The organism is Rhizobium sp. Leaf371 (genome assembly GCF_001424045.1).
In the GTDB taxonomy this organism is placed as follows: Bacteria; Pseudomonadota; Alphaproteobacteria; order Rhizobiales; family Rhizobiaceae; genus Ferranicluibacter.
Map to the genome: position 1 here is coordinate 141,952 of NZ_LMQB01000001.1, position 22,407 is coordinate 164,358.

The 22,407-nt window shown below is 65.6% G+C and carries 20 protein-coding genes, 2 pseudogenes and 1 riboswitch; of the genes and pseudogenes, 18 read left to right on the plus strand and 4 right to left on the minus strand.

All coding sequences use genetic code 11. The annotated features are described in order from the left end of the window. Positions 1–272: 272 nt before the first annotated feature. The 8 genes from ASG39_RS00570 to ASG39_RS00605 all read left to right on the plus strand — a co-directional run bounded on the left by ASG39_RS00570 (position 273) and on the right by ASG39_RS00605 (position 7,773). Positions 273–554 (plus strand): addiction module antidote protein, encoded by a 282-nt coding sequence (locus tag ASG39_RS00570; protein WP_062591821.1) that lies wholly within the window; start codon positions 273–275, stop codon positions 552–554. Between the two features lie 165 nt (positions 555–719). Next, positions 720–824: riboswitch (TPP riboswitch) on the plus strand. 117 nt (positions 825–941) lie between these two features. Beyond that, positions 942–1,739, plus strand: coding sequence for an ABC transporter permease (locus ASG39_RS00575; RefSeq protein WP_062591823.1), 798 nt, complete (start codon positions 942–944; stop codon positions 1,737–1,739). Continuing rightward, positions 1,736–2,680, plus strand: coding sequence for an ABC transporter substrate-binding protein (locus ASG39_RS00580; protein WP_062591826.1), 945 nt, complete (start codon positions 1,736–1,738; stop codon positions 2,678–2,680). Before ASG39_RS00575 ends, ASG39_RS00580 begins: the two co-directional genes overlap by 4 nt. Continuing rightward, positions 2,677–3,420, plus strand: a complete 744-nt coding sequence (locus tag ASG39_RS00585; RefSeq protein WP_062591828.1) for a hydroxyethylthiazole kinase — start codon at positions 2,677–2,679, stop codon at positions 3,418–3,420. Before ASG39_RS00580 ends, ASG39_RS00585 begins: the two co-directional genes overlap by 4 nt. Next, a complete protein-coding gene (gene thiE / locus ASG39_RS00590; protein ID WP_062591830.1) occupies positions 3,398–4,072 on the plus strand; it encodes a thiamine phosphate synthase in 675 nt (224 codons plus the stop codon). The genes ASG39_RS00585 and thiE overlap by 23 nt, the downstream gene beginning before the upstream one ends. After that, complete coding sequence (gene thiD / locus ASG39_RS00595; protein WP_062591832.1) at positions 4,069–4,869, plus strand: bifunctional hydroxymethylpyrimidine kinase/phosphomethylpyrimidine kinase; 801 nt, start codon at positions 4,069–4,071, stop codon at positions 4,867–4,869. The genes thiE and thiD overlap by 4 nt, the downstream gene beginning before the upstream one ends. Before the next feature lie 113 nt (positions 4,870–4,982). Then, positions 4,983–6,767: a TRAP transporter large permease subunit gene (locus ASG39_RS00600; RefSeq protein ID WP_244481116.1), complete on the plus strand. Its 1,785-nt coding sequence runs from the start codon at positions 4,983–4,985 to the stop codon at positions 6,765–6,767. Positions 6,768–6,780: 13 nt separating this feature from the next. Continuing rightward, the gene (locus tag ASG39_RS00605) at positions 6,781–7,773 is read left to right on the plus strand and encodes a TRAP transporter substrate-binding protein (protein WP_062591841.1); all 993 of its coding nucleotides are present in this window, start codon (positions 6,781–6,783) and stop codon (positions 7,771–7,773) included. Positions 7,774–7,815: 42 nt separating this feature from the next. Here the strand turns inward: ASG39_RS00605 and ASG39_RS00610 are convergent, their stop codons facing one another. From ASG39_RS00610 to ASG39_RS00625, 4 genes are all read right to left on the minus strand, one after another. Next, positions 7,816–8,961 carry a Xaa-Pro peptidase family protein gene (locus ASG39_RS00610; RefSeq protein WP_062591842.1) on the minus strand — a complete coding sequence of 382 codons (1,146 nt, stop codon included), beginning with the start codon at positions 8,959–8,961 and terminating at the stop codon, positions 7,816–7,818. A gap of 51 nt (positions 8,962–9,012) precedes the next feature. Beyond that, on the minus strand, positions 9,013–9,723 hold the full coding sequence (locus ASG39_RS00615) for a GntR family transcriptional regulator (protein ID WP_062591843.1): 711 nt from the start codon (positions 9,721–9,723) through the stop codon (positions 9,013–9,015). A gap of 159 nt (positions 9,724–9,882) precedes the next feature. Beyond that, on the minus strand, positions 9,883–10,362 hold the full coding sequence (locus tag ASG39_RS00620; RefSeq protein ID WP_062591844.1) for a pyridoxamine 5'-phosphate oxidase family protein: 480 nt from the start codon (positions 10,360–10,362) through the stop codon (positions 9,883–9,885). Positions 10,363–10,457: 95 nt separating this feature from the next. Further along, entirely contained in the window at positions 10,458–11,426 is a 969-nt protein-coding gene (locus tag ASG39_RS00625) for a sugar-binding transcriptional regulator (RefSeq protein WP_062591845.1), read from the minus strand. A 303-nt stretch (positions 11,427–11,729) separates the two neighbouring features. Between ASG39_RS00625 and tal the strand changes: the two genes are divergently transcribed. The 10 genes and pseudogenes from tal (at position 11,730) to yjfF (ending at position 22,369) form a co-directional block, all read left to right on the plus strand. After that, on the plus strand, positions 11,730–12,686 hold the full coding sequence (tal, locus tag ASG39_RS00630) for a transaldolase (RefSeq protein WP_062591846.1): 957 nt from the start codon (positions 11,730–11,732) through the stop codon (positions 12,684–12,686). A gap of 431 nt (positions 12,687–13,117) precedes the next feature. Beyond that, entirely contained in the window at positions 13,118–14,779 is a 1,662-nt protein-coding gene (locus ASG39_RS00635) for a ribulokinase (RefSeq protein ID WP_062591847.1), read from the plus strand. 51 nt (positions 14,780–14,830) lie between these two features. Next, positions 14,831–16,339, plus strand: coding sequence for an L-arabinose isomerase (gene araA, locus ASG39_RS00640; protein ID WP_062591849.1), 1,509 nt, complete (start codon positions 14,831–14,833; stop codon positions 16,337–16,339). Between the two features lie 7 nt (positions 16,340–16,346). Further along, complete coding sequence (araD, locus tag ASG39_RS00645; protein ID WP_062591851.1) at positions 16,347–17,060, plus strand: L-ribulose-5-phosphate 4-epimerase AraD; 714 nt, start codon at positions 16,347–16,349, stop codon at positions 17,058–17,060. Positions 17,061–17,254: 194 nt separating this feature from the next. Then, positions 17,255–17,596: substrate-binding domain-containing protein (locus ASG39_RS22970; protein ID WP_156468009.1), on the plus strand; the 342-nt coding region annotated here is incomplete at its 3' end. Between the two features lies 1 nt (position 17,597). Continuing rightward, positions 17,598–17,977, plus strand: a pseudogene (locus tag ASG39_RS24360) (substrate-binding domain-containing protein); the annotation flags it as partial. 1 nt (position 17,978) lies between these two features. Beyond that, positions 17,979–18,572: pseudogene (locus ASG39_RS24365) on the plus strand (substrate-binding domain-containing protein); the annotation flags it as partial. A 247-nt stretch (positions 18,573–18,819) separates the two neighbouring features. After that, the gene (gene ytfR / locus ASG39_RS00660) at positions 18,820–20,382 is read left to right on the plus strand and encodes a galactofuranose ABC transporter, ATP-binding protein YtfR (protein WP_062591858.1); all 1,563 of its coding nucleotides are present in this window, start codon (positions 18,820–18,822) and stop codon (positions 20,380–20,382) included. Next, on the plus strand, positions 20,382–21,404 hold the full coding sequence (locus ASG39_RS00665; protein WP_062591861.1) for an ABC transporter permease: 1,023 nt from the start codon (positions 20,382–20,384) through the stop codon (positions 21,402–21,404). The genes ytfR and ASG39_RS00665 overlap by 1 nt, the downstream gene beginning before the upstream one ends. Further along, the gene (gene yjfF / locus ASG39_RS00670; RefSeq protein WP_062591863.1) at positions 21,401–22,369 is read left to right on the plus strand and encodes a galactofuranose ABC transporter, permease protein YjfF; all 969 of its coding nucleotides are present in this window, start codon (positions 21,401–21,403) and stop codon (positions 22,367–22,369) included. The genes ASG39_RS00665 and yjfF overlap by 4 nt, the downstream gene beginning before the upstream one ends. The last annotated feature ends 38 nt before the right edge of the window (positions 22,370–22,407 follow it).

Consider the following 22,407-nt stretch of genomic DNA (forward strand, 5'->3'; position numbering starts at 1 on the left):
CTCGTCTTTGCCAAATGGGTGAGCGAGCTTCGCGATCACAACGCCGCAGCAAGGAGCGTCCTGCGCATTCGCCAACTTGAGACCGGCAATTTCGGTGATGTGAACCCGGTCGGGGAGGGTATCAGCGCGTTGCGGATAACCTAAGGTCCCGGTTATCGCGTCTCCTTCGTCTGGCAAGGGCGTCAGTCTGTCATCCTCCTATGGGGTGGCGACAAATCGAGCCAGGCCCGGGCCATCGTTGAGGCCAGGAGACGGGCGAAGGAGATTTGAACATGCCCCTCAAAACGACAAAATTCGCTCTTCAGGTGCACCTGAAGAGCGATCAGCAGCAGCTGGCTTCTCTCGAAGCCGCGCTGGAAGAAGGTGATGCGAAATCTGTCGCGGTGGCGCTGGGCGACATCGCCCGTGCGAAGGGCATGTCGGCGGTCGCCAAGGATAGCGGTCTGACCCGGGAAGCGCTGTACAAGGCGCTCAGCGAGAAGGGCGACCCGAAGCTTTCGACCCTCTTCAGTGTCGTCACGGCTCTGGGCCTGAAGGTTTCCATTGCCGCATAGGCGAGAGGGATCGCTCGGTTGTCCGAACGCTTTCGTGCGGAACATGCGCTTGAGCGGCCAACGCATGGCAACGGGGAAAAACGAGCAATTCGAGCGGCTCAGCCGTTGCATGATGGCAGCGTGCGAAAGGGTGTTGACAAAAACATCCGGACCTCAATAGGTTGGCGACATTCCGAGGGGGGCACCGAACGGTGCTGAGATGGGCGTTGAGCCCGGACCCTTGAACCTGATCCGGGTCATACCGGCGTAGGAACGGAAAACAGGTGTCCGCCCACGGCCCTTTCTCTCTTCTCCGCTCGCCTGGATCTCCGTCGCCAATGTGTGGAGATCGCTCATGCCGTTCGTTTCCCGTCCGCTTTTTCCGCCGCGCGATTTCGGCGGCTAGCCGTGCGTGCTTTTCATGCGGCGCTGGGGCTCGGCGGCTTGATCCTTCTGTGGCAGGCCGGGACGGCCGTGTTTTCGCCGCCGGTCTATCTGCTGCCGTCGCCGCTCGTTGTCGCCATGGTGTTTCGGGACCAGTGGGATTTCCTTCTGGCGCAGAGCCTCGTCACCCTGTCGGAAATCCTCATCGGGCTTGGGGCCGGCGCGATCCTCGGTGCGGCCACGGCGTTTGCGCTTGCGGCGCATCCGCGCATCGGGCCGTTCGTCTGGCCGACGATCCTGGTTCTCCAGGCGCTGCCGGTCTTCGTGCTGGCGCCGATCCTCGTCGTCTGGCTCGGCTTCGGCATGGCCTCCAAGGTGGCGATGACGGTGCTGATCATCTTCTTTCCCGTCGCCTCCGCCTTTGCGGACGGGCTGAACCGGACGGAGCGGGACATCGTGGACGCGGTCTCGCTGACGCAGGCCTCCCACTGGCAGGCGCTGGTGTCCGTGCGCGCGCCGCTGGCGCTACCGAGCCTCGTTTCCGGCCTGCGGGTTGCAGCGCCGCTCGCGCCGCTCGGGGCCGTCGTCGGCGAGTGGGTGGGTGCGTCGGCCGGCCTCGGCTTCGTCATGGTGCAGGCCAATGCCCGCATGCAGACGGCCACCGTCTTCGCCGCCATGGCCGTGCTCGCCGCCATGACCCTCATCCTGCGCCTGCTGGTCGATCTCCTCACCGCCCGTCTCGCGCCCTGGGCGCGCGAGGGCGATCGCCCGCATTCCGGCCGCAGACCATCTCAAACCGCCTCAACCTGGAGATCTCAATGATCCGTCTTCTCATCGCGGCGACGCTCGCCGTCACGAGCCTTTTCGCGACCACCTCTGCCCAAGCGGCCGACAAGCTGACCGTGCTGCTCGAATGGTTCGTCAATCCCGACCACGCGCCCCTGGTGATCGCCCAGGAAAAGGGCCTGTTTGCCAAGGCCGGGCTCGAAGTCACGCTGGTGCCGCCGGCCGACCCCTCCGTCGTGCCGCGGCTGGTTGCGGCCAAGCAGGCGGATATCGGAATCCATTACCAGCCCAATCTCTACCGCGATCACGAAGCGGGCCTGCCGCTCGTGCGCTTCGGCACGCTGGTGGAAACGCCGCTGAACACGGTGACGGTTCTCGCGGACGGGCCGATCAAGAGCCTGAAGGATCTGAAGGGCCGGAAGGTCGGCTATTCCGTCTCGGGCTTCGAGGATGTCCTGCTGCAGCGCATGCTGGCCGCCGAAGGGCTGGGGAAGGGCGACGTCGAGCTCGTCAACGTCAATTTCTCCCTGTCGCCCTCGCTCATCTCCGGCGCGGTCGACGCGACGATCGGCGGCTATCGCAATTTCGAGCTGACCCAGATGAAGATCGAGGGGCATCCGGGCCGCGCCTTCTTCCTGGAGGAGCACGGCATCCCCGTTTATGACGAGCTGGTTTTCGTCACGCATCGGGATCTGATCGAGGACGACCGGCTGCCGCGTTTTCTGTCGGCCGTGGAGGACGCCGCGATCTTCCTCACCAATCATCCGGACGAGGCCTGGGCGCTGTTTGCCAAGGCCTATCCGAACCTGAACGACGAGCTGAACCGCACCGCCTTTTTCGACACGCTGCCGCGGTTCGCCAAGCGTCCCGCCGCGCTCGATACCGGCCGTTATGCCCGCTTCGGCGCCTTCATGAAGGACGAGGGGCTGATCGCGAAGGCGCCGGATGTCGCCGAGATCGCCGTGGAGCTGAAATGAGCAGGGTCACGGCAGAGACCGTTGCCAGCCTGCTGGCGCGGGTGCGGAAGGCAAGGCCGCGCGTGCATTGCCTCATGAACAGCGTGGTGCAGAAGTTCACGGCCGACGGCATCACGGTCATCGGCGGGCTGCCCTCGATGACCGGATCGCTCGAAGAGGTGGAAAGCTTCGTCGGACGGGCCGATGCGCTGACCGTCAATCTCGGCACGCTGGACGCGGAACGGCGGGAGGCGATCCGGCTCGGCGTCGCGGTGGCGCGGGACCAGGGCAAGCCGTGGATCGTCGATCCCGTCCACTGCGATTACTCGCCATCCCGGCTCGCCTTCGCGCGGGAGCTGATCGCGCTGCAGCCGACCGTCGTGCGCGGCAATCGCGCCGAGATGGCCCTGATCGGGGAGACGCCCGGCATCCTGCGGATCGTCACCGGTCCGGTCGATCTGCTGCAGATCGACGGCGTCTCCGTCGAGATCGGCAACGGGCATCCCTTCATGGCGCAGGTGACGGGCACCGGCTGCCTCTCGGGCGGCGTCATCGCCGCCTTTCTCGCCATCGAGCCGGATGCGCTCTGCGCGGCAGCGGCGGCCCTGACGGTCACCGGCGTTGCGGCCGAACGCGCGGCACCCGCGGCGCAGGGGCCCGGCACCTTCGCGCCGCTCTTTCTCGACGCGCTCGCCACCATCGGCGACGCCGACATTCTTCATCTTGCAAGGATCCGACATGACCGTCACGAGACCGCCTAAGGTCGACGATCGCCTCAACGCGATCGTCGATGCATCGCTCGCGGAGATCGCGCCTCTCCCGGATCTGGCGCTTGCCGCCGCCCGGAACGGCGCGACGCTGATCCAGTATCGCGACAAGACGGCGTCGACCCGCATCATGATCGAGCGTGCCCGCGCCATCCTGCAGGCCCTTGCCGGCACCGGCGTCGGTTTCGTCGTCAACGACCGGGTGGATGTGGCGCTGGCGGTGGGTGCGCATGGGGTGCATCTCGGGGCGGACGACATGGATGCGGAGACCGCGCGACGTCTGCTCGGCGACGGCGCGATCATCGGGCTCACCGTAAAAACGGCCGCGGATGCGGAGCGGGCGGGCCGTGCGCCGGTGGATTACGCCTGCATCGGCGGGGTGTTTCAGACCCTTTCCAAGGTCAATCCGGATCCGCCGGTCGGGCTCGAGGGCCTGCGCGCGCTGCGGGAAACCATCCGCGCGCGTCGCCCGGATATGCCCGTCAGCGCCACCGCCGGGATCGACCTGCCGCGCGTGTCCCAAGTGATTGCGTCCGGCGCCGATGGCGTCGCCGTGATCTCGGCGATCTTTCGCGCGCACGATATCGGGGAGGCGACCCGGGCGTTCCGGTCTGCCGTGGATGCGGCGCTGGAGAGCCGGGCATGACCGCGATCGCCTTGACCATTGCCGGCTCCGACAGCGGCGGCGGTGCCGGCATCCAGGCCGATATCAAGACGTTCTCCGCGCTCGAGACCTTTGCCACCAGCGTCATCACCGCCGTGACGGCGCAGAACACGATGGGCGTGACGGCGGTCGAGGACATCTCCTGCGCCACGATCGCCGCGCAGATGGCGGCGGTCTTCGGCGACATGGATGTCCGGGCGCTGAAAATCGGCATGGTGTCGCGGGCCGAGACCATCGAGACGATCGCCACAGGCCTTGCCGGCTTTTCCGGGCCGGTCGTGCTCGATCCCGTCATGGTCGCGACCTCGGGCGACCGGCTGCTGCGGGAAGAGGCGATCGACGCGCTGCGCAGCTTGCTCGTGCCGCGCGCCGCGATCGTCACGCCGAACCTGCCGGAAGCCGCGCTTTTGACGGGAATGCCGATCGCGCAGGACCGCGCGGGCATGACGAAGCAGGCCGAGGCGATCCTGAAAGCCGGGGCCAGAACCGTGCTGATCAAAGGCGGGCACGGGGATGGGCCTGATAGCACCGACCTCCTGTTCGACGGCGAGAGCGTGCGGACCTTCGCCGCACCGCGGATCGCGACGCGCAACGATCACGGCACGGGCTGCACGCTGGCGGCCGCCATCACGGCGCATCTTGCGCGCGGCTACGCGGTGGTCGAGGCGATCAGCCTGTCGAAAACCTTTCTGCATCAGGCGCTGGAAGCCGGGCGCGACCTGTCGATCGGCAAGGGACGGGGTCCCGTGCACCATTTCTATCGGTGGTGGACCGCGTGACGGCCGTGCGCGACCGCGAAGAAGCCGACGCGGGCCTTCGCGAGACGAGTGGGCGAGGGGAGATTGGCGGGCAAGGGGAGTTTGGGGAAGGCGATCTCGGTGCGTCCGCGCGGATCGCCGGCGCCCTCTTACGCGTGGCCGACCGTCTTCTGGGGACGCTGGCCGGGCTCGTGCTTGCTGTCATGCTCTGCGTCGTCATTTCGGGCGTCGTGCTGCGCTACGGGTTCGGGTCCGGGATGATGGGCGCGGAAGATCTCGGAATCTGGCTGCACATCGCTCTCATCTCCCTCGGCGCGCCGCTGGCCTTGAGCGGGCCGCTGGCCATGCGGCTCGACAGTCTGGTGTTGCGGCTGCCGCCCCTGCCGCAGCGGGTCGCTCTCATCGGCGCGGATGCGGTCTCGGTGCTGGCCGGCTTGGTCCTCGTCTTCGGCGGATGGGCGGTCGTCGGCATGGTCGGCGGCATGTCGCCAACGCTCGGCGTTCCCGAGGCGCTGCGGTTCGCTCTGCCGCTCTTCGGTGGCGGTGCCCTGCTGGTGATGCTGTTTCTCACCCGGATCGCCCAAGGGGACATGTTGCGGGCGGTGGCGGGGCCGCTGCTGGGCGTGACGCTCCATCTTCTCGCGGGCCGGTTCGTCATCGACACATCCTGGCCGCCAAGCGTCTGGCTGGCGCTGGTCGCGGGGCTCGGGCTCCTTCTGTCGGCGCCGCTCTCGCACGCGTTCCTTGCGGCCGCTGCGGTGGCAATCGCCTTCGGCAGCAGCCTGCCGGAGCCGGCCGTTCTGTCGACCACGGTTGCCGGCCTGTCCAAATTCCTGCTGCTCGCCGTGCCGTTCTTTCTGCTCACGGGCGCGCTTCTCACCGCGTCGGGTGCAGCCGACCGGCTGGTACGGTTTGCCGCAAGCCTCGTCGGGCACCGCCGCGCCGGCCTCGCGCAGACCGTGCTTCTCACCGGCGTGCTGTTTTCGGGCGCCTCCGGTTCGTCGGTGGCCAACGCCGCCTTCGGGGCCGCGACCTTCCAGCCGGAGCTGGTGCGTCATGGCTATCCGCCGGCACAGGCCGGCGCCATCGTCGCCGCGACCTCCGTGCTCGACAATGTCATTCCGCCCTCCATCGCCTTCCTGCTCCTTGCGACTGCCACCAATCTGTCGATCGGCGCGCTGCTGACCGGCGGCTTCGTTGCGGGCGGGCTGATGGCGCTCTGCCTTGCGGTCGCCATTGCGCTCACGGCCGGCGATCACGGGCGCATGCCGCGCGTCGGGCGCGGCGTGCAGGCGCGCGCGGCCCTCTCGGCCGTTCCCGCCTTCGGGCTCGGGCTCATCGTCGTCTTCGGCATCCGCGTCGGCATCGTCACGACCACGGAGGCTGCGGCCCTCGCGGCCGTCTACACGCTCGTCCTCGCTCTGGTGGCGCAGCGCGGCGTCCAAAGTATCGCCGGCGTGTTCCGGCAGGCGGCCGTCGAGGCGTCCGCCATCGGTCTCCTCATCGGGACGGCCGCGCCCTTCGCTTTTCTGCTTGCGGTCGATGATATCGCCGGGGTCATGCAGTCCGTCGTGACATTGCTCGGCGGCAGCGCGCTCGCTGTCCTTCTGCTTTCCAATCTCGTTCTGCTGGCGCTGGGGCTGATCCTCGATATCGGCGCGGCGATCCTGCTGATCGGTCCCGTGCTGCTCCCGGCCGCCGTGGCGGCCGGCCTCGATCCTGTCCACTTCGGGGTGATCCTCGTGGTCAACCTGATGATTCACGGGCTGACGCCGCCGCTCGGCCTGCTCGTCTATGTCGTGTCCGGCGTCACCGGCGTTCCGGCCTCCGCCCTGTTTCGTGCCGTGCTTCCCTATCTCGCAGCGCTTCTCGTCTCGTTGTTCATCCTGTCCGCCCTCGCGCTCATCTTCCGTCCTTGAGGATCCCGAACCCATGTCCATGACCACCCGCCGTACCTTCCTGACGTCCACCCTGGCCGCGGGCCTGTTCGCGCCCGCTTTTATCCGACCGGCCTCGGCGAAAACCACGAGCATCACGGTCGCCTCGCTGCTGGGCGAGGACAAGCCGGAAACCAGGATCTGGCGGCATATCGCCGAGCAGGTGGAAAGCCGCATGCCCGGACGCTTCCGCTTCAACATCGTCGCCAATGGCGCGCTCGGCGGGGAGAAGGAGGTGGCCGAGGCGACGCGGCTCGGCGCCGTGCAGGCAAGCCTTTCCACGGCATCCTCGCTCTCCGGCTGGGTGCCGGAGCTGCAGATCCTCGACCTGCCGTTTCTCTACCGGGATGCGGCGCATGTCGCGCGGGTGGTCGAGGGCGCGATCGGGGCCGACCTTCAGGAAAGGCTCGAGGCCCAGAACTTCATCGCCACCGGCTTCATCGATTACGGCGCGCGGCATCTGCTTGCCAAGGAGCCGATCCTGCGGCCGGAGGAGATGGCCGGGCGGAAGATCCGCGTGATCCAGAGCCCGCTCCATACGAAACTCTGGTCGGGCTTCGGCGCCGTGCCGGTCGGCATTCCGATCACCGAGACCTACAACGCGCTCTCCACCGGCGTCGCCGATGCGATGGATCTGACGAAATCCGCCTATGCCGGCTTCAAGCTCTATGAGGTCGTGCCGGTGATGATGCTGACCGGGCATATCCGCGCCTCCGGCGTCGTCTATTTCGCCGGCAGCTTCTGGAATGGGCTTTCGCCGGAGGAGCAGCAGGTGTTGCGCGACGCCTCCAGGCAAGGTGCTGCATATTTCAACGGGCTGATCGTCGCCGACGAGGAGACGAGCGTGGCGACCGCGCTGTCGCATGGCGGGCAGGTGCTGGAGGTGCCGGATATCGCCGCATGGCGGCAGGGGGCCCGTGGCGTCTGGGAAGCCTTCGCGCCTGTCGTCGGCGGTCAGGCGCGGATCGATGCGGCGGCGGCGGTCTGAAGCCGGCGAGGGCAAGCCGTCCGGTTCGCCCGCCGCCGACTCTTACGCCACCGGCCGGGTCGGTCCCGGTGCCGGTTCGGTGAACCATTTCGGGCCCGTCTCGGTCATGTAGATGTGATCCTCCAGGCGAACGCCGAAGCGGTCGGGGAAGACGACCATCGGCTCGTTGGAAAACACCATGCCGGCGCGCAGCGGCAGCGTGTTGCCGCGCACGATATAGGGATGCTCGTGGATCTCGAGCCCCAGACCGTGCCCGGCGCGATGGGGCAGGCCGGGAAGCGTATAGTCGGGGCCGAGGCCGTGGCGCACCAGCACGCCGCGGGCGGCATCGTCGAGGCTGTGGCAGGGTGCGCCGAGGCGGGCGGCGTCGAACACCGCCTGCTGCGCCTCCCGCTCGATGCTCCAGGCGCGCGAAAACTCCGGCGTCGCTTCGCCCAGCATATAGGTGCGGGTGAGATCCGAGTGATAACCGTCGATCCGCGTGCCGGTATCGACCAGGATCGCATCGCCTTCGGCCAGAACCTGATCGCCATCCGCGCCGTGGGGCAGGGCGGTCGCGGTGCCGAAGGACACGATACAGAAGGTAGAGCCAGACCCGGCCAGCGCCCGGTGCTCGCGGTCGATGAAGCGGACGATGTCGGAGGCCCGCACGCCCGGCGCCATCTGCGCATGCGCCCGCTTGTGCACTTCGAGCGTCAGGGTCATGGCATGCTGGATGATGGCGATCTCGGCGGGCGATTTGACGATCCGGATGTCGCGGACGACCGGCCCGCCATCCACGAGACGTTCCGCGCCGAAGGCCGTCGCCAGCGGGTGATAGATCGCGAGCGGCAGGGCGTCGTCGAGCGCGAGCGTGCCCGTCGCGCCGAGGATGCGGCGGACGAGGTCGGCCGGGCTTTCCTCCTCCTGCCAGACGGCGATGTCGCCCGGCAGATGCGGCAGGGTCTCGACGCGGCTCTGCTCGAAACCGGGAACGATGTAGTGCAGCGCGGTCGGGGTCACCAGAGCGCCGAGCAGGCGCTCGCTCGCATGCCAATGAAGGCCGGTGAAATATTGCAGGCTTTTCGAAGATCCGAGCAGGAGGCCGGCAAGACCCTGTGCATCGAGGCGCGCGCGCAGCCTGTCGAGACGCTCCTGCCGCTCGGCATCGGAAATGAACGTGGGAAGGCCGAAATCGGGATGGGGCATGACAGGCTTTCTGTGTGTCTGACGGTGAGCGGTGTGACGCCGTCCCGCTTCCTAGAGGTTTTGGATGGCCGTCGCCTTGCCCATGTCGCGGGCGACATATTCCTGGATCTGCCGCACGATCTGCGCGGCATGGGCGATGGCCAGCCGGTCGCATTCCTCCACGTCGCCCGCCTCGATCGCGGCGATGAAGGCCTCATGTTCCTCGACATATTGGCGGGGAAGGCGGTCGTCGAAGGTTGAATAATAGAGCCGCAGGATGCGCCGACCCTCGTCCAGCAGGCGGCTGAAGAAGGTGACGTAATAGGGATTGCCGCCGAGCACGGCGATGGCGACGTGGAACTCGCGATTGGCCTCGATCATACCATAGGCATCATGCGCCTCGACCGCCTCGGCGAACGCCTGCTGATGCCGTCGGATCTCCGCCATCTGCACGGCATCGCGGCGCGCGGCGGCGGCGCGGGTCGTGACGCGGTACATGAGCGTAAGCGCGTCGAAATAGGGTGGCAGGGCGGCGAAATCGATGGTGGCGACGATGGTGTTGCGGTTCGGCAGCGTCGTCACGAGACCATCGGCGGACAGGCGCAGCAGCGCTTCGCGAATGGGCGTGCGCGACATGCCGAAGCGTTCCGACAGGCGGACCTCGTCGAGCGGACTGCCGGGCGACAGCGTCATGGAGAGGATTTCGGCCCGCAAGGCCGCGTAGACGCTCTGCGTTCCCGAGCCGCGGGCGCGAACCGCTTCCGGCGATACCGCTTCCGTCATGAGACCTCCCTGCATTCGGCACTGCCCTCGATGAGCAGAGCCGTAAGATGTCTACCATGGGGTAATACAGGTTGTCGACATTGACGCGTCAGAGAGACTACGAAAGACGGCGCGGCTGGGAAGCCGCGCCGTTGGACGTGATCGGTCACGGGAAACCGATCAGAGATTGACCTTGGCGTTCTCGCCCATGTCGGGCCTCGTGTTGGACACGGCGGCGGCGGCCATCTTGATATAGCTGATGACGGTGCCGGGGCTGTCCCAGTATTCGGCGAAGGACGGGGTGACGCGCAGGATGCGGATCTTCGGATCATCCGGGCTGTCCCACCAGGCCTTGGCCGGCGTACCCCAAAGTTCCTTGATCTTCTCGCGGTCGTTCTCGACGGACGCGGTGCCGGAGAGCGAGACGTATTTGTGTCCCTTCGAGTCGGCGAAGGCCAGGCACACATTGGGGTGGGCTTCGACTTCCTCGTCCTTGTGGCTGTCGGCATCCGTCAGGAAGTAGACGGAATTTTCCATGCGCTCGACATAGGCCGCCATCGGCCGCGCGCGGATGTCGTTGCCGCTTTCGGTTGCCAGCATGCAGAAGCCGATCTTGTCGATCAGGTCCCAGACCTTCGCGGTGTCATCGGTATGCGCCATGTGTGTCTCCTTGGGTTCGTTTCCCGAAGACAACAGCGCAGACCGGCTTTCTGTTCCCCCATCGTCGCATGTTCCGCGCACACGCAGGCATGCTCTCAGGCCGTTTCGAGTAGACCCCGTGCCGCGGCTTCGTCGGTGATGAGCGTGTGGCAGCCGGTGCGGGCCATGGTGGCGCGGATTGCCGCGACGCGCTTGCGGCCGCCCGAGGCAATGACGACGTGTCGGGCCTTGGCGACGGCGGAGAGGCCGACGGACATGACGCGCCGGTTGAGCGGGTGATCGACGCTGTTTCCCGCCGCGTCGAGAAAATGACAGAGCGTATCGCAGACCGTGCCGGCCGCGAGCAGCGCCTTCAGATCTTCCGGCAGGAGAAAGCCCGGGGAGAGGGAGGAGCCGTGGGCGCTGAAATCGCCGCAGCTGACGACGGCGATGTCGAGCATCTCGGCGGTGGCAAACAGCCGGTCCAGCCCGCAGCGCTCGATCAGGCGCGCCTTGGTTTCCTCGCTGTCCACGATCAGGGGCGCCAGCATCAGCATGCAATCCGCTCCGAGCGCGCTTGCCAGACGCCAGGAATAATCGACCGGATTGAGGGTGGAGGTCTCGATCAGCCCGCCAAGCAGCGACACGATCTTGGCTTTCTCCATGCGCGGCGGGCGAAAGGTCTGCAGCGAGGCGCTGAGCGTGCGGCCCCAGCCGACGCCGACCACATTGCCATCGCGGATGACCTCCGACAGGAAGGTGCCGAGCGCCGCCCCGACATCCCGCGCCGTTTCATCCACGTCGCCTTCGCCCGGCACGACGATCGCCTCGTCCAGCCCGAGCTTTTCCTCGAGCCGCAGCGCAAGGCCGGTGCAGTCCTCCGGCGTCTCGTTGATCCAGATCTGCACTTCCGCCCGCTTCACCGCCTCGTCCAGCATGCGGATCACGGTCGCGCGGCTGATGCCGAGGTTTTCGGCGATGTCCTTCTGCGTCAATCCCCTGTTGTAATAGAGCCAGGCCGCCCGCAGGCGCAGGGAGCGCGTGTCGAGCAGGATGTTGTGATGGGTCCGGTCCAGTCTGGCCAAGGCGTCTATCCCTCCGCGTCAGCGGTTGCCGCGTCAGCGTCGTCGCGCAAGCGGGCTGAAGTTTCGTGGCCGTCCGAATGACGCCGTAAATAGGGCGCCGACCGCACAACTTTTGAATAAACGATTTGACAAAAGTCATCAAGCTCCTCATATCCAGACGAGCCGAAAATGGAACCGGTTGCCCGTTTTCCCCGTTCGGTGTCACCCAGCGTCGCACAGCGGCGAAGTCCTATCGAGGGCAGCATGCACGCGCCGCTGAGGCCGCATTCCGCACCTCCCGACGAAAGAAGACGAAAGGCGAAGATGATGTCCAAGCTGGAACAATTACGCGGCATCACGACCGTCGTGGCCGACACCGGTGATATCGAGGCCGTTGCCCGCCTCAAGCCGGTGGATTGCACGACCAACCCGACCATCGTGCTGAAGGCACTGGGAACACCGCTGTTCGACGAGATCAATGCCGAAGCCGTGACCTGGGCGAAAAGCCAGTCGACCTCGGGCGATGCGCTGGTCAGCGCCGTTGCCGACCGTCTGGCCGTGTCCGTGGGGGCGGAGCTGTCCAAGCTCGTTCCCGGCCGCGTCTCGACCGAAGTCGATGCCGACCTGTCCTTCGACACCGAAGGCTCGATCGCCAAGGGCCGCGCCATCATCGCTGCCTACAAGGAGCGCGGCATCGAACGCGACCGCATCCTGATCAAGCTCGCCTCCACCTGGGAAGGCATCCGTGCCGCCGAAGTGCTGCAGAAGGAAGGCATCGACTGCAACCTGACGCTGCTCTTCAGCATGGCTCAGGCCGTTGCCTGCGCCGATGCCAAGGCCTTCCTCATCTCCCCCTTCGTCGGCCGCATTCTCGACTGGTACGTCAAGTCCACGGGCGAAAAGTACACGTCCGAAACCGATCCGGGCGTGGTCTCGGTCCGCGAGATCTACAACTACTACAAGGCCAACGACATCAAGACCGTCGTCATGGGCGCCTCGTTCCGCAATATCGGCGAGATCGAAGCGCTTGCCGGCTGCGACCGCCTGACAATCAGCCCCGCGCTGCTCGAAGACCTGTCCAAGGACGAGGGCAAGCTGGAGCGCAAGCTTTCGCCCGACAACGTCACGCCGGTGGACAAGATCCACATGGACGAGAAGACGTTCCGCTGGATGCTGAACGAAGATGCGATGGCGACCGAGAAGCTTTCCGAAGGCATCCGCGCCTTCGCCAAGGATCTGAACGCGCTTCGCGACCAGGTTTCCAAGCGCCTGGCCGTCTGAGCGGTCAGAGACGCTGATCACCATCCAAAAAGGCCGGTGCATGTCGATGCATCGGCCTTTTCGCTGTCACACTCCCGTGCCAATCTGCACGGACTTGCGCAGGCGATATTCTGTCCATGCGGAAAAGCGCAGGTTCCCTGTTTACAAAAGTATTACAATATGATTTTTCTGTCCGCGCCGGTGACGAAACGGCATTTTCGGGAGGAGAATCGGGCTTCGGGAGGGGAATCGGGATCTGGATGCATGCGGGATCGGCGGGCTGCAAGGCCGCGCGGGTCGTCCTGCATGCTGGACGTTGCCGATCCAGACGAGGTCCACCACCGTTCCTGAAATCTCCGCTGCGATCCCAGCGCGTGTCTCGATCACGCGTTGCGGTCGCCGCGGTTCGTGACGTTTCGACAGGCTGACATTCGCATTTTTCTGGAGCTTTCATGTTCACTCTCGGTATCGACTATGGCACCAATTCGGTTCGCGCCCTCATCGTGCGCGCGTCCGACGGCAAGGAATACGGCACGGGGGTCGTGAATTATCCGAGCGGGACGCAAGGGGTGCTGCTCGATCCGCGCGACCACAATGTCGCGCGCCAGAGCCCGGCCGATTATCTCTACGGCCTGCAGGAGAGCGTGTCGCGTGCTTTGCAACAGGCCGTGACCGAGCCGGATTTCGACGTCTCCAAGATGGCCGGCATCGGCGTGGACAGCACGGGATCGAGCCCGCTGCCGGTGGATGCGACCAACCAGGCGCTCGGTATGCTGCCGGAATTCCAGTCGAACCCCAACGCGCAGTGCTGGCTTTGGAAGGACCATACGAGCTGGCGGGAGGCCGCCCGCATCACCGAGATCGCCGGCGAGCATCGTCCTCAGTATATCGCCATGGTCGGCTCGACCTATTCGTCGGAATGGTGGTGGTCGAAGATCTGGCGCTGCCTGACGGTTGCCCCGGACGTGTTCGCCGCCGCCCATTCCTGGGTCGAGCTGGCCGACTGGGTCCCTTCGGTTCTCGCGGGCGTCAGGAGCCCGCGCGACATCGTGCGCGGCGTCTGCGCGGCCGGCCACAAGGCGCTTTACAATACGGCGTGGAACGGGCTGCCGGACAAGGAATTCCTGGCCATGCTCGATCCTGCGATCGCCGACCTGCGCGACCGGCTCTACGACAAGGCCTATGACGCGGCGACCCCGGCCGGGGCGCTGTCGGCCGAATGGGCTGAGAAGCTCGGCCTGCCCGCGGGCATCCCGATCGCCGTCGGCGCCTTCGACGTCCATTACGGCGCGATCGGTTGCGGTGTCGAGGAGGGGACGCTGGTCAAGGTCATCGGCACCTCCACCTGCGACTGCGCCGTCGTGCCGGTCAAGACGCAGCCGGGCGACATTCCCGGCATCTGCGGCATCGTGGAAGGCTCGATTCTTCCCGGCTTCTTCGGCGTCGAGGCCGGACAGTCGGCTGTAGGCGACATCTTCAAATGGTGGGTCGAGGGCGTCTGCGGCGGCTCCGGCGCGCTGCATGGCGAACTGACGGCGGAAGCCGAGCAGTTGAAGCCCGGCCAGAGCGGCCTCCTGGCGCTCGACTGGAACAACGGCAACCGGACCATTCTCGTCGACCAGCGCCTCTCGGGCCTGATCCTCGGGCAGACGCTCTACACGACCCGCGCCGAGATCTATCGCGCGCTGGTCGAGGCGACGGCCTTCGGTGCCCGCGCCATCATCGAGCGCATCCGGGACTATGGCGTCGCGGTCGATCGCGTCGTCTGCACCGGCGGCATTGCCGAGAAGAACCCGATGCTGATGCAGATCTATGCCGACGTCACCGGCTGCACCATGCTGGTTGCCGGCTCCAGCCAGACCTGCGCGCTGGGCGGCGCCATCGCCGCCTCGGTTCTGGCCGGCGCGCACACGGATTTCGAGGCCGCGCAATCGGCGATGACCTCGCTGCGCGAAGAGCGCTACACGCCGGTCGCGCAAAACCAGACGGTCTATAACGACCTCTACGCGCTCTACCGCGACCTCCATGACAGCTTCGGCGGTCTCAACAAGCAGGCCGATCTCTCCGGCCTGATGAAGAGCCTGATCGACATCAAATACGCCGCCAACAGCTGATGATTCCGCACCCTCCACGGTGCGACAGGATAGACAACAAGGACTGATACGATGTTTGGTTTGAAGCCCGCTAAAATCTGGTTCGTCTGCGGCTCGCAGCACCTCTATGGCCCGGAAGCCCTGCAGCAGGTCACCGCGCATGCCGAGGAGATCGCCAAGGCGCTCGACGATACCGGCAATTTTCCGCTCGAAATCGTCTGCCGCCCGATCGTGACAACGCCGGAACAGGCCGCCGAGCTCTGCATCGAGGCGAATGCCGATGCGGAATGCGCCGGTCTCATTCTCTGGATGCACACCTTCTCGCCGGCCAAGATGTGGATCCGCGGGCTGGCGCAGCTGAACAAGCCGTTCCTGCACCTCCACACCCAGTACGATCGCGAACTCCCCTGGGCAACGATCGACATGGACTATATGAACCTCAACCAGTCGGCGCATGGCGACCGCGAAGCGGGCTTCCTGCACACGCGCCTGCGCCTCGGCCGCAAGGTCGTCGTCGGTCACTGGACCGACCCGGAAGTCCACCAGCGCATCGACGCCTGGATCCGCGCCGTTCGCGCCTGGCATGACTGGCAGGGCGCCCGCTTCTGCCGCTTCGGCGACAATATGCGCTTCGTTTCCGTCACCGATGGCGACAAGGTTTCGGCCGAAATGGCGTTCGGCTTCTCGGTCAACACCTATGGCATCGGCGATCTCGCTGCCCGGATGAACGCCGTCAGCGACGCAGACGTCAAGGCGCTCGCCGCCGAATATGTCAAGCTCTACAAGGTCGTGCCGGAGCTTGCCGAAGGCGGCGCCCGTCACGACTCGCTGCTCTACAACGCCCGCCAGGAACTCGGCATCCGCGCCTTCCTCGAAGAAGGCGGCTTCAAGGGCTTCACCACGACGTTCGAAGACCTGCATGGCCTGACGCAGCTGCCGGGCATGGCGCCGCAGCGCCTGATGGCCGACGGCTACGGCTTTGCCGGCGAAGGCGACTGGAAGACGTCGGCTCTGCTGCGCGCCCTGAAGGTCATGGGCGAAGGCCTGACCGGCGCGACCTCCTTCATGGAAGACTATACCTACCACATGGCCCCCGGCTCCGAGCAGGTGCTTGGCTCGCACATGTTGGAAATCTGCCCGACGATCGCCAGCGGCACGCCGTCGGTCGAGATCCATGCGCTCGGCATCGGCGGCAAGGACGATCCGGTCCGCCTCGTGTTCGACGCCGTCAAGGGCCCGGCGCTGAACGCATCGCTGATCGATCTCGGCAACCGCTTCCGCCTGCTGGTCAACGAAGTCACGTCCGTCGAGCATCCCGACCTGCCGAAGCTGCCGGTCGCGCGCGCCGTCTGGGAATGCAAGCCGGACTTCAAGACCGCCTGCACCTCCTGGATCCTCGCCGGCGGCGCACACCACACGGTCTACAGCTACGACGTGACCACCGAAATGCTGGAAGACTTCGCCACCATCGCCGGCATCGAGCTCGCGCTGATCAACGACGATACGACGCTGCCGGCCTTCAAGCAGGATCTGCGCAACAACGAGGTGTACTACCACTTCGCCCGCGGCATCCGGGGCTGAGGGCGCCATGTCGGTCTATACGGAACTGAAGCGCGAAGCCTATGAGGCGAACGTCTCGCTGCCGCGCCACGGCCTGATCAACCTGACCTTCGGCAATGCGAGCGCTGTGGACCGCGCCCGCGGCGTCTTTGCGATCAAGCCGAGCGGCGTGGACTATACGGCGATGACGGTCGAGGACATGGTCATCGTCGATTTCGACGGTAAGCGGGTGGAGGGGATGCTCAACCCGTCCTCCGACACGCCGACGCATCGCCGCCTGCTGATGGCCTTCGAGGAGATCGGCGGCGTCGTGCACACGCATTCCTCGCACGCGACGGCCTTCGCCCAGGCCGGCCTGTCGATCCCGATCTTCGGGACGACGCATGCCGACTATTTCAACGGCGATATTCCCGTGACCCGCAAGATGACGGCCGAGGAGATCGGCACGGCCTACGAATGGGAAACGGGCAACGTCATCGTCGAGTGCCTGGGCAATGCCGATCCGCTCGATTTTCCGGGCGTGCTCGTCAACCGCCATGCCCCGTTCACCTGGGGCAAGACGGTGGCGAAGGCGGTCGAGGTCGCCGTCGCCGTCGAGTGTATCGCCCATATGGCGATGATGTCGCTGCAGCTCGCGCCGAAGCTGCCGCAGATCGAGCCGGAACTGCTCGCCAAGCACTTCAAGCGCAAGCATGGTCCCGGCGCCTATTACGGCCAGAGCAACCCGGCACCGAAGTCTTAAGTCATTGAAAACGAAGCACCCGCGCCGCCCGGCGCGGGTGCTTTTGCACGCGCTGTTAAGAGCAGTCCTTGGACCGCAGAATGTGCGTGAAAAATATCAAAAGGTGGGAATTTCGCCCGCCGATCCACTTTACTAAAGTCATATTGTATGACTATATACGGCCATCGCTGAGGAGCGATTTTTGGGAGGAAATCATGAAGTTTGTTAAGGCACTTAGCTGTGCAACGGTTCTCGCTGGCTGCGTTTTCTCGAGCGCATCCGCTGCCGACATGACGGTCGGCTTTTCGCAGATCGGCTCCGAGTCCGGCTGGCGTGCGGCCGAAACCACGGTCACGAAGCAGGAAGCCGAAAAGCGCGGCATCGACCTGAAGTTCGCCGATGCCCAGCAGAAGCAGGAAAACCAGATCAAGGCACTGCGCTCGTTCATCGCGCAGGGCGTCGATGCGATCTTCGTCGCGCCGGTCGTTGCGACGGGCTGGGACGAAGTGCTCGGCGAAGCCAAGGATGCGAACATCCCGGTCATCCTTCTCGACCGCNACAGCGCGGTCCACGCGGTCGATGACGTCGTGCTGCAGGCAACCCACGGTCACGAAGCAGGAAGCCGAAAAGCGCGGCATCGACCTGAAGTTCGCCGATGCCCAGCAGAAGCAGGAAAACCAGATCAAGGCACTGCGCTCGTTCATCGCGCAGGGCGTYGATGCGATCTTCGTCGCGCCGGTCGTTGCGACGGGCTGGGACGAAGTGCTCGGCGAAGCCAAGGATGCGAACATCCCGGTCATCCTTCTCGACCGCACGGTCGATGCCGACAAGAGCCTCTACATGACCGCCGTCACGTCGGACCTCGTGCATGAAGGCAATGTCGCCGGCAAGTGGCTGGTCGATAACACGGCCGGCAAGCCGTGCAACGTCGTCGAGCTNATGACCGCCGTCACGTCGGACCTCGTGCATGAAGGCAATGTCGCCGGCAAGTGGCTGGTCGATAACACGGCCGGCAAGCCGTGCAACGTCGTCGAGCTYCAGGGCACGACCGGCTCCTCGCCGGCCATCGACCGCAAGAAGGGCTTCGAAGARGCGCTGAAGGGCCACGACAATCTCAAGATCGTCCGCTCGCAGACCGGCGACTTCACCCGCACCAAGGGCAAGGAAGTCATGGAAAGCTTCCTGAAGGCAGAGAACGGCGGCAAGAACATCTGCGCCCTCTACGCCCATAACGACGACATGGCCGTCGGCGCGATCCAGGCCATCAAGGAAGCCGGCCTGAAGCCGGGCAAGGACATCCTCGTCGTCTCCATCGACGCCGTTCCGGATATCTTCCAGGCCATGGCGGCCGGCGAAGCCAATGCGACGGTCGAACTGACCCCGAACATGGCCGGCCCGGCCTTCGACGCCCTCGCTGCCTTCAAGAAGGACGGCAAGGAACCGCCGAAGTGGATCCAGACGGAATCCAAGCTCTACACCCAGGCCGACGAGCCGCAGAAGGTGTACGAAGCCAAGAAGGGCCTCGGCTACTAAGAGCAACCTTGCCGCACCTCTCTCCGGATCGGTGCGGCACACCGACGGTCGGTTCCGGTCGATCGTTTCCGGCATTCAGCGGCGGCCCCGCTCTCTCCGTCATCCGGCCTCAAGGGCCTGCGGGACGGCGAGAGTGGGCGCCTGCTCCTGTCCAGTGCCGAAACGGCGGTTCGCTGCCGAAACGGTCTGCGCGAGGGCCATCGACCGGCGCCCTTCATCGGCCTCACTGACATATGGAATGGGGATCATGCAGCAAGACGTCGGCACCGTTCTCTCCGCCAGCCGCATCGACAAGGTGTTTCCGGGTGCCAAGGCACTGAACCAGGTCGATTTCTCGCTCCGGCGCGGCGAGGTGCATGCGCTTCTCGGCGAAAACGGCGCGGGCAAGTCCACGCTGGTGAAGTGCCTGACGGGCGCCTATCACCGCGATGGCGGCACGATCCTGCTCGACGGCGCCGAGATCGATCCGCGCGACACGCTCGACGCGCAGCGCCTCGGCATCGGCACGGTCTATCAGGAGGTCAACCTCCTTCCCAATCTGAGCGTCGCCGAAAACCTCTTTCTCGGGCGCCAGCCGCGCCGCTTCGGCCTGATCGATACGGGCGCCGTCAATCGCAAGGCGCGCGCGCTGCTCGCCGAATACGAACTCGACATCGATGTGACCGCCGGTCTCGACAGCTTCTCGGTCGCGATCCAGCAGGTGATCGCCATCGCCCGTGCCGTCGATGTCTCCGGCAAGGTGCTGATCCTCGACGAGCCCACCGCCAGCCTCGATGCCCATGAGGTCGCGATGCTGTTCCGCGTCGTGCGGCGGCTGAAGGCGCGGGGTCTCGGCATTATCTTCATCACCCATTTTCTCGAACAGGTCTACGAGATCACCGACCGCGTCACGATCCTGCGCAACGGCCAACTGGTCGGCACGCGCGACACGGCAAGCCTCGAGCGGCGTGAGCTGATCGCCATGATGCTCGGCCGCGAGCTGGCGGCGGAAGTGCACGACGAGGCGGGCACCGCGAAGGTCGCCGACGGTCCGGTTCGCTTCCAGTTCCGCGATTTCGGCCGCAAGGGGCGCATCAACCCGTTCAATCTGGACGTCAAGGCCGGCGAGGTCATCGGCATTGCCGGTCTGCTCGGCTCCGGCCGTACGGAAACGGCCGAGGTCATGTTCGGCGCCCGCCGCGCCGATAGCGGCACCGCGACGATCGACGGCAAGGCCGCGGATCTGTCGTCGCCGCGCGCCGCCATTCGCCAGAAATTCGGCTTCTGCCCCGAGGATCGCAAGACGGACGGCATCATCGGCGACCTTTCGGTGCGCGAGAACATCGCGCTCGCGCTGCAGGCCCGTCGCGGCTGGGCCAGACCCATTCCGCGCGCCGAACAGGACCGGCTGGCCGCCGAATACATCAAGGCGCTCGACATCCGCACCACGGATGCGGAAAAGCCGATCCGGCTGCTTTCGGGCGGCAACCAGCAGAAGGCGATCCTTGCCCGCTGGCTGGCGACCAATCCCGACTTCCTCATTCTCGACGAGCCGACGCGCGGCATCGATGTGGGGGCGCATGCCGAGATCATCCGGCTCATCGAAACGCTCTGCGAAAAAGGCATGTCGCTCATCGTGATCTCATCCGAAATCGAGGAACTCGTGGTCTACAGCCACCGCGTCATCGTGCTGCGCGATCACGAGCATGTGGCCGAACTCACAGGCGCCGAGATCACCACCGAGAGCATCGTCAACACGATTGCCGGCACGGCGAAGACGCCCGCCCAGCTATCGGCCGCCGCCGGGGCGGCGGCAGGGGAGATCGCGTAATGTCCATGCTCGGCCTCTACGGCAAGCGGCTCCTGCCGCAGTTCATCGCGCTCGCGATCATCCTCGGCCTCGTGTCGATCGCCTTTCCCGGCTTCTTCAACCTGCAGGTCCAGAACGGCCGCCTTTACGGTTCGCTGATCGACATTCTCAACCGCGGCGCGCCGGTGGCGCTGCTCGCCATCGGCATGACCGTGGTCATCGCCACCAAGGGCATCGATCTCTCCGTCGGCGCCGTCATGGCGATCTGCGGGGCGGTCGCGGCCTCCGCCATCACCTCCGGCTATTCGCTGCCGGCCACGCTGCTGATCACGGTCGGCGTCGGTGTTCTCTGCGGCTTGTGGAACGGCATCCTCGTCGCCATCCTCGACATCCAGCCGATCATCGCCACGCTGGTGCTGATGGTGGCCGGGCGCGGCATCGCGCAGATGGTGACGAACGGCGCCATCCTCACCTTCAACGATGAAGGCCTGATCTTCATCGGCAGCGGCTCGCTCTTCGGCATGCCCATGCCCGTGGTCATCTGGATCACGGCCGGCATTTTCGTCGCGCTCCTGGTGCGGCGCACCGCGCTCGGCATGCTTATCGAGGCCGTCGGCGTCAATCGCCGGGCGAGCACGCTGTCGGGCGTTTCCACGCCGGTGCTGCTCATCGCCGCCTATGTCCTTTCAGGTCTCTGCGCCTCCGTTGCGGGCATCATCGCGGCCGCCGATATTCGCGGTGCGGACGCCAACAATGCCGGGCTCTGGCTCGAACTCGATGCGATCCTCGCGGTCGTGATCGGCGGCACGTCGTTGCTCGGCGGACGCTTTTCGATTGCGGCCTCTCTGCTCGGCGCGATGATCATCCAGTCGATCAATACCGGCATTCTGCTGTCGGGCTTCCCGCCCGAGTTCAACCTGATCATCAAGGCGGCCATCATCGTCTTCATCCTCGTGCTGCAATCGCCGAAGCTGCAAGGCACGCTTGCCTTCTTCTCGAGGGCGAATGCCACGGCCAAGCCTGCGGAGAGCAAAGCGAAATGAAAGCCAAACATCTCCCGCTGGCGGCGACGATCCTGATCTTCGTCCTGTCCTATGCGCTCTGCGCCTTCCAGTTCCCCAACATCCTGTCGACGCGGGTCATCGGCAACCTTCTGACGGACAACGCCTTTCTCGGTATTGCGGCGGTCGGCATGACCTTCGTCATCCTGTCGGGCGGCATCGACCTGTCGATCGGCTCCGTCATCGCCTTCACCGGCGTCTTTCTCGCGGTCATGATGGAGAACACCGCGATCCATCCGCTGGCCGCCTTCGTTCTGGTGCTGATCATCACCACCAGCTTCGGCGCGCTGATGGGCGCGATCATCCATCACCTGGAAATGCCCGCCTTCATCGTGACGCTGGCCGGCATGTTCCTCGCGCGCGGCATGGCCTTCGTGCTCTCGATCGACAGTATCCCGATCCGCCATCCGTTCTATGCCACGATGAAGAGCTTCTACCTGAAGCTCCCCGGCGGCGGGCGGTTGACGCTGATCGGCGGGGTCATGCTCCTGGTCTTCGCGCTCGGCATCCTGATCGCGCATCGCACCCGCTTCGGCACCAATGTCTATGCGCTCGGCGGCGGCGCGCAGACGGCGCGGCTGATGGGCGTTCCCACGGGCACCACGACGATCATGATCTATGCGCTTTCGGGCCTGCTGGCCGGCCTGTCGGGCATCGTCTTCTCGCTCTACACCTCGGCCGGCTATTCGCTGGCGACCGTCGGCGTCGAGCTGGATGCGATCGCGGCGGTGGTGATCGGGGGAACGCTGCTGTCCGGCGGGTCGGGCTTCGTCGCGGGAACGCTGATCGGCATTCTCATCCAGGGGCTGATCCAGACCTACATCACCTTTGACGGGTCGCTGTCGAGCTGGTGGACGAAGATCCTCATCGGCTTCCTCCTCTTCGCCTTCATCCTGCTGCAGAAGGGCATTCTCTATCTGTCGCGCAACAACCGGGCCTTGGCCTGATACGACACGGCCCCGCCAAAGACGGAGCCGTTCGACGC

Coding starts and splice junctions, on each gene's coding strand:
- ASG39_RS00635 (WP_062591847.1), top strand. CDS start 13,118: ATGTTCACTCTCGGTATCGACTATGGCACCAATTCGGTTCGCGCCCTC.
- ASG39_RS00585 (WP_062591828.1), top strand. CDS start 2,677: ATGAGCAGGGTCACGGCAGAGACCGTTGCCAGCCTGCTGGCGCGGGTG.
- ASG39_RS00580 (WP_062591826.1), top strand. CDS start 1,736: ATGATCCGTCTTCTCATCGCGGCGACGCTCGCCGTCACGAGCCTTTTC.
- ytfR (WP_062591858.1), top strand. CDS start 18,820: ATGCAGCAAGACGTCGGCACCGTTCTCTCCGCCAGCCGCATCGACAAG.
- ASG39_RS00665 (WP_062591861.1), top strand. CDS start 20,382: ATGTCCATGCTCGGCCTCTACGGCAAGCGGCTCCTGCCGCAGTTCATC.
- yjfF (WP_062591863.1), top strand. CDS start 21,401: ATGAAAGCCAAACATCTCCCGCTGGCGGCGACGATCCTGATCTTCGTC.
- ASG39_RS00620 (WP_062591844.1), bottom strand. CDS start 10,362: ATGGCGCATACCGATGACACCGCGAAGGTCTGGGACCTGATCGACAAG.
- ASG39_RS00605 (WP_062591841.1), top strand. CDS start 6,781: ATGTCCATGACCACCCGCCGTACCTTCCTGACGTCCACCCTGGCCGCG.
- ASG39_RS00615 (WP_062591843.1), bottom strand. CDS start 9,723: ATGACGGAAGCGGTATCGCCGGAAGCGGTTCGCGCCCGCGGCTCGGGA.
- tal (WP_062591846.1), top strand. CDS start 11,730: ATGATGTCCAAGCTGGAACAATTACGCGGCATCACGACCGTCGTGGCC.
- thiE (WP_062591830.1), top strand. CDS start 3,398: ATGACCGTCACGAGACCGCCTAAGGTCGACGATCGCCTCAACGCGATC.
- araA (WP_062591849.1), top strand. CDS start 14,831: ATGTTTGGTTTGAAGCCCGCTAAAATCTGGTTCGTCTGCGGCTCGCAG.
- ASG39_RS00570 (WP_062591821.1), top strand. CDS start 273: ATGCCCCTCAAAACGACAAAATTCGCTCTTCAGGTGCACCTGAAGAGC.
- araD (WP_062591851.1), top strand. CDS start 16,347: ATGTCGGTCTATACGGAACTGAAGCGCGAAGCCTATGAGGCGAACGTC.
- thiD (WP_062591832.1), top strand. CDS start 4,069: ATGACCGCGATCGCCTTGACCATTGCCGGCTCCGACAGCGGCGGCGGT.
- ASG39_RS00610 (WP_062591842.1), bottom strand. CDS start 8,961: ATGCCCCATCCCGATTTCGGCCTTCCCACGTTCATTTCCGATGCCGAG.